8 protein-coding genes are annotated in these 5,947 nt (G+C 58.4%); 2 read left to right on the plus strand and 6 right to left on the minus strand.

Features of this window, described 5'->3' with window-relative positions:
* Both KBB36_RS20510 and KBB36_RS20515 read left to right on the plus strand, forming a co-directional pair.
* Window positions 1-233, plus strand: a 233-nt coding sequence (locus tag KBB36_RS20510) for a response regulator (RefSeq protein ID WP_290985627.1), incomplete at its 5' end; no start/stop codon positions are given.
* 10 nt (window positions 234-243) lie between these two features.
* On the plus strand, window positions 244-1,611 hold the full coding sequence (locus KBB36_RS20515) for a PleD family two-component system response regulator (protein ID WP_290985630.1): 1,368 nt from the start codon (window positions 244-246) through the stop codon (window positions 1,609-1,611).
* Between the two features lie 89 nt (window positions 1,612-1,700).
* On the opposite strand, the gene rpmG is transcribed toward KBB36_RS20515, so the two are convergent.
* From rpmG to KBB36_RS20545, 6 genes are all read right to left on the minus strand, one after another.
* Window positions 1,701-1,868, minus strand: a complete 168-nt coding sequence (gene rpmG, locus KBB36_RS20520; RefSeq protein WP_290985633.1) for a 50S ribosomal protein L33 — start codon at window positions 1,866-1,868, stop codon at window positions 1,701-1,703.
* A 389-nt stretch (window positions 1,869-2,257) separates the two neighbouring features.
* Window positions 2,258-2,941, minus strand: a complete 684-nt coding sequence (locus tag KBB36_RS20525) for an NUDIX domain-containing protein (protein ID WP_290985645.1) — start codon at window positions 2,939-2,941, stop codon at window positions 2,258-2,260.
* Entirely contained in the window at window positions 2,938-3,657 is a 720-nt protein-coding gene (locus KBB36_RS20530) for an NUDIX hydrolase (RefSeq protein ID WP_290985649.1), read from the minus strand. Before KBB36_RS20530 ends, KBB36_RS20525 begins: the two co-directional genes overlap by 4 nt.
* 118 nt (window positions 3,658-3,775) lie before the next feature.
* Complete coding sequence (locus KBB36_RS20535) at window positions 3,776-4,408, minus strand: hypothetical protein (protein WP_290985652.1); 633 nt, start codon at window positions 4,406-4,408, stop codon at window positions 3,776-3,778.
* 22 nt (window positions 4,409-4,430) lie between these two features.
* Window positions 4,431-4,958: a hypothetical protein gene (locus KBB36_RS20540; protein WP_290985655.1), complete on the minus strand. Its 528-nt coding sequence runs from the start codon at window positions 4,956-4,958 to the stop codon at window positions 4,431-4,433.
* Between the two features lie 306 nt (window positions 4,959-5,264).
* Window positions 5,265-5,947: RNB domain-containing ribonuclease (locus tag KBB36_RS20545; RefSeq protein WP_290985658.1), on the minus strand; the 683-nt coding region annotated here is incomplete at its 5' end.

The raw sequence follows: 5,947 nt of genomic DNA on the forward strand, positions 1-5,947 counted from the left end.
ATCTTATCCTGATGGATATCCAGTTGCCGGAAGTGTCGGGCCTGGAAGTGATCAAGTGGATCAAGGAAGACGATAACCTGCGCTCGATCCCGGTGGTGGCGGTGACCGCTTTCGCCATGAAGGGTGACGAGGAGAAGATGCGCGAAGGCGGCTGTGACGCCTATATCGCCAAGCCCATCTCGGTCGGCAAGTTCATCGAGACGGTGAAGCACTTCCTCGACGCCAAGAATTGACGCTGCCGCTATGACGGCGCGCATCCTGGTCGTCGATGATATCCGCACCAATATCAAGGTGCTGGAAGCCAAGCTGACGAGTGAATATTACGAGGTCATCACCGCCGCCAACGGGCCGGAGGCGCTGGAAGCATCGGTGAATGGCAATCCCGATCTGATCCTGCTGGATGTGATGATGCCGGGCATGGATGGTTTCGAGGTTTGCCGCCGGCTCAAGTCCGATCCGGCCACCGCTCATATCCCGGTCATCATGGTGACGGCTTTGGGCGATCCTGAAGACCGCGTGCAGGGCCTTTCCGCCGGCGCCGACGATTTCCTCACCAAGCCGGTGGACGATGTGGCGATGTTCGCCCGCGTGCGTTCGCTGCTGCGGGTCAAGCTGATGCTGGATGAGCTGCGCATGCGTGAGCGCACCTCGCAGTCGCTGGGTGTGCTGTCGCCGCCGGTGCCGAGCGTGGACGAGGATTATGCCAATGCCCGCATCCTGCTGATCGAGGATAATCCGCGCGATCAGGTGCGTTTGCAGCGCATGATCGAGGGCCAGTTCAAAACCCAGATGCAGGCTGATGGTGCTGCCGGCATCGCCGAGGCGCGGCGCCAGGAATATGATGCCATCGTGGTCAGTCTGGCATTGAAGAATCCCGATGGGCTGCGGCTCTGCTCGCAATTGCGCACCACCGAGGAAACTCGCAATGTACCGATCCTGCTGCTGGTGGGGCCGGACGATCAGCGCGCGCTGGTGAAGGGTTTGGAAATCGGCGTCACCGATTATGTCGTTCGGCCGATTGACCGCAACGAATTCATCGCCCGGCTGCGCGCCCAGGTGCGGCGCAAACGCTATCAGGAGCGGCTGCGCCAGCATTACCAGCAGAGTATCGAGATGGCGGTGATCGACCCGCTGACCGGCCTCTACAATCGCCGCTACATGGCCTCGCATCTCTCCACTTTGCTGAGCCAGAGCCTGTCGCAGCATGGCACGGCGGCGCTGATCCTTGATCTCGACTATTTCAAGCAGGTCAACGACACCTATGGCCATCCGGTGGGCGACGAGGTGCTGCGCGAGATTGGCGCCCGCATTGTGCGCAATATCCGCGGCATGGATATGGCCTGCCGCTATGGCGGCGAGGAATTTGTGGTGCTGATGCCGGATACCGCCCTGGATGCCGCCCAGGTCGTGTCCAGCCGCCTGCATCGGGCCATCGGTGAGGTGCCGGTAAGGGTTTCTGCGCCGATTGAACAGCTTACCGTTACCTGCTCGATCGGGCTTGGCTCCAGCCGGCCGGGCGAGGAGGCCAATTCACTGCTCAAGCGGATCGACGATGCGCTCTACAAGGCCAAGCAGGCCGGCCGCAATCAGGTGGCGCTGGCGGTTGAATAGGGCGGCGATGAGGCCCTGTTATACAAACACAAAAACGGCGCCGTGAAGGCGCCGTTTGCATATGCAGCGGGTTAGCCGCCGCAGACGGATTACTTGATCTTGGTTTCCTTGAATTCCACGTGCTTGCGCGCCACCGGATCATACTTTTTGAAGCTCAGCTTCTCGGTCTTGGTGCGCGGGTTCTTCTTGGTCACGTAGAAATAGCCCGTGTCGGCGGTGCTCAAGAGCTTGATCTTCAGGGTGGTCGGCTTTGCCATGATGCTGATTCCAACGAACGGATGCGAAAAAGTTGGCGCAGCATAGGGATTCGCGCCAGTTTGTCAAGGAAGGGTTACGGCTGGGCGACAGCCCTACCAGGGCCGATACAAAAAACGAACGGGCTAGGGTGCGGACCCATTCTTAGTGGGTCCGGGATTGGTCCAGTCAGGCCGCCGGCTAGGAGCAAATCGAAGCGCGTAGTGGGGCTACGGGCAAGATTTGCGACAACGTCCGGCGGCCTGACTGGGCCAACCCCTGCGGGGCGGCGTGATTTTCTTGCCTGGCGGCGTCGACAAGCCTCACCGATGCCCCACATCGCTTTCGGCTTGCCTCCTGGCCAGGCAAGAAAATCACGCCGTCACGGACCCGCTAAGAATGGGCCCGCACCCTAATCCTCCCAGCTCACCACGGGGCGACCCTGGCGGTAGCGCCAGAAGGCGGTGCGCGGCGGTTGCAGGCTGGGCGGCAGCTTGCCGATCTGGGTCAGCACAAACTCGGTGATATCGGCCAGCGGCAGCCGCAGCGCCTCATCCAAGGGCCGGAAACCGAGATCAAGCAATTCGCCAGAACCGCCCAGGCTGCCCTGGGCCGCCTCGGCATCAGCCAGGAAAAAACGGGCATGGAAGCGGATCGGGCTTTCCACCGGCGTGATGGCTCGGCACAGATAGGTCAGGTGCGACAGGTCCGGGCGCAGGCGGCCATCCTGCAGCGGCCCTAATGCCAGCCCGGTTTCCTCCCAGGTCTCACGCAGCGCCGCAATGCCCAGGGCGGCAGCATCGCGGGCCGCGCAGCCGGCTTTAAGCAGGCGGTCTTTTTCCTGCTGTTTCAGATCATTAACGGGCGTATGTGATTTGTCTTCCAGGTCCACCCGGCCGCCCGGGAAGGCATAGACATTGGGCAGGAAACGATGTTTGCCGGCGCGGCGGCCCAGCAGCACTTCCAGGCCGGCAGCATCATTCCGGCGCACCAGTACCAGACTGGCGGCATCGCGCGGCTTTACCGGCCGGGTGCCGGGCGGCAAGGCCGGGCCGGCACCGCGTGCAAAGGGCGGCAGCGTTTCCGGCTCACTCATTCCAGGATCATGGCGTGTTTGCCGTCGCGGCCGCGCCGAATATAGGGCACGCCCTGGCTCGGATCGGCCACCACCTCCGGCGCCACCCAGCCCGGCAGCTTGCTCAGCACCAGCTTGGTGATATCCGGCAGGTCGAGCTTGGCGGTGTCTTCCGGGGTCACCCAATGCAGCTTGCCGAGTTCTTCCGAGGGGGCCAGATTGCCGCTGGCGGCTGCTGCCGGGGCGGCAAAGAAGCGGGCATCAAAGCGGCGCGGGCGCTGCGGCGGAGTGACGGCGCGGCAGACATAGAGCAGCGATGAAGGATCGGGGGCCAGGAACTGGCCATCCTGGCCGGCGCAGAAGCCCTGCCAGCCCTTGGGCAGCGCGGCGCTGGCCTGGCGCGGCGGCTTGGCCAGCGGGGCGGCCAGGCGCAGCCCGGTTTCCTCAAAGGTTTCGCGGATCGCCGCCAGCGCCAGGGCCATGGCCTTGCGCGGCCCGGTGATACGCGCCCGTTCCAGCCTTGCGGCGGTGGCCGGGTGCAGCCCGGTGGCAGGGCGGATGCGGTAATCCGCCATATCCAGTCGGCCGCCCGGGAAAACATAGCGGTTCGGCATAAAGGCATGGCCACCGGCCCGTTCGCCCAGCAGCACTTCAAGCTGGCCGGCGGTAAAACGGTAGAGGATCAGGGTTGCAGCGTCGCGGATCGGCGGCGAGGGCTTCTTGGCACTATCTGTCATGGTGCAATTATCTAACGCATGTTAGCCGAGTCGGGGCAACGGCTAAGTCCATGCAAACATTCTATAATCATGTTGTAGATATATCTGCTCGGCATATTCGTGCAAATCTTGGCCTAACCTAGTCAGGTTTTGACTCTGGTATTTCAGCTTTAACTGTATTCGGCACAGAGCTTCTCGGCCTGCTAAGAGAGTCGCGAGCCAAATCAATTACCCGTCGCCCAAAGTCTGGGACGTTTTTTATAGCATCCCGAACAGTGTCCGAATCCAGCAATTCTTGCCATGGGCTACCATGAGATGCAGTTTCCACAAGACGAAGAGGTTGTTCATCAAGCCTTGTCAATGCAGAGGCAAGTAGCTGGGGCTCTAACGCGCTTTTCTCAAATGCCTCATCTATTCGCGCAGCCTCCTTTCTATATCCTTCGTATGCCCTTGAAATAGAAGCCTTAAAAGCATAGTCCTCTGATAGTCTGAAGCATTGTCCAATCTGTTTGGTGGCAATCCATGAAAACCAAATCGGAGCGCCGATGGAGAAGAAGGACATAATTAAATTGGTAATTATTGATGCGTTAGAAACTGTTGGCATATTCAGTGAATTTGATAGTTCTTGAAATCGTATAAACCCAAAATAACTACCCGCAGCTAGTGCTAAAATAAGACCGAAAATCCAGAACCGCATTGACAAGTCAAGTGCTTTTGAGCGTTCAGTGAACGCCGCTGCAAGTCCTTGACTTGTGGCGGCCGAATAGGCCATTTCCGCTTTCTTAACCACTGCGTCAGATTCTATTGCGTTTTTTTTTGAGTTTCGCCTCGATTATCTGGGTTTCTGCATAAATATTTTCAATCTTGCCCCTCTCCTTGTTCGCAGATTCTAATGCCTCCTCTGCTTGTTTGGAGATAGCGGTGATTTTGCTTCGCGCTTCCGATAGAGCCTCAAGGTCTACGGGCAATTGGTCCGCGGCTTCGTGAGCTTTCTCAATCCTCTCGACTAATAAAGACAAATCTGCTGAACGAGGTTGTATTGCTGTAATATTAGCTTCGATTGTACGAATTTTTGTATTTAGCCGTTTTAAAACTAATAGCGCCTCTCGTGTTTTTTCATTCAAGTCGTTTGGGATAAGAACAGGCTTTAGAGCAAAGGACAAGCCGGCCATTGTTTCGAGTAAGGCTGGCACGGCTTGCTGAGCATTGCTCCACAATTGAGGAACGGTGTTATTTCTTAAAAAATTTGAGGCGTCTAGGATAGTCTGCAAGCTTTGCCTCAGCGGGGCCAAGTTCTGTTGGAGAATATTCTCGAATCTCATCTGAAATACACTTTACTCTTTCAATCAATTCTGAGCGAGTCAGTCCCGGGAAACTCCAGTTATTATGGACAACGTTTAAAGGCTCATCACTAGGCATCTGTGATTGGATTTGTGAGATAATTTCGTCAAGTTGAGTGCATATGTTGCTGAGGACGGTATGCATAATTTCACTCCAACAAAATGTAATCTTAGTTTCCTCCAGAATCTATCATGTGCCCCGTCATGTGCAATCTAAAATGGATGTTTGTTGTTCATGGGATAGATTGCGCTGGCCTTCGTTGAATAATCGCAGCTATGTCGGGAGAATCAGCGGTTACGCTGCTTCTTGCCGGTGCGGATGCCGGGCGGGCGGCCGGATTTGGGCTTGCCGGGGCGGGGTATGTGCACGCCGGAGCGCGGTTGTGCCCCGCCGAGTTTGCCATGGGCGCTGGGTTTGCCATGGGCATTGAGCAGTTCAAAGCGCAGGCCGCCGGTGACGGGTGTGGCCTCCACCAGCCGCACCATCACGGCATCGCCCAGGCGCAGGCGCTGCTTGGTGCGGCGGCCGACCAGGGCATGGCGGGCTTCGTCATGCTGGAAATAGTCGTCGCCCAGGGCAGACATCGGCACAAAGCCGTCGGCGCCGGTTTCGTCCAGTTCCACGAACAGGCCGAAGCGGTTCACGCTGTTGATATGGGCGGCGAAATCGGCTCCCTCATGCTCGGCCATGAAGGCGGCAACGAAGCGGTCGAGGCTGTCACGTTCGGCCAGCATCGAGCGCCGTTCGGTGAACGAGATATGCTCGGCGATGTTGTCGAAGCTGGCGCGGTCTTCGTCGGTCAGGCCATCCTTGCCCAGGCCCAGGCCGCTGACCAGGGCGCGATGCACCAGCACATCGGAATAGCGCCGGATCGGCGAGGTGAAATGCGCATAGCGCGCCAGGTTGAGGCCAAAATGCCCCAGATTTTTGGCCGAGTAATAGGCCTGCATCTGGGTGCGCAGCACCACCG

It is taken from the genome of Ferrovibrio sp., from assembly GCF_017994015.1.
Classification (GTDB): domain Bacteria; phylum Pseudomonadota; class Alphaproteobacteria; order Ferrovibrionales; family Ferrovibrionaceae; genus Ferrovibrio.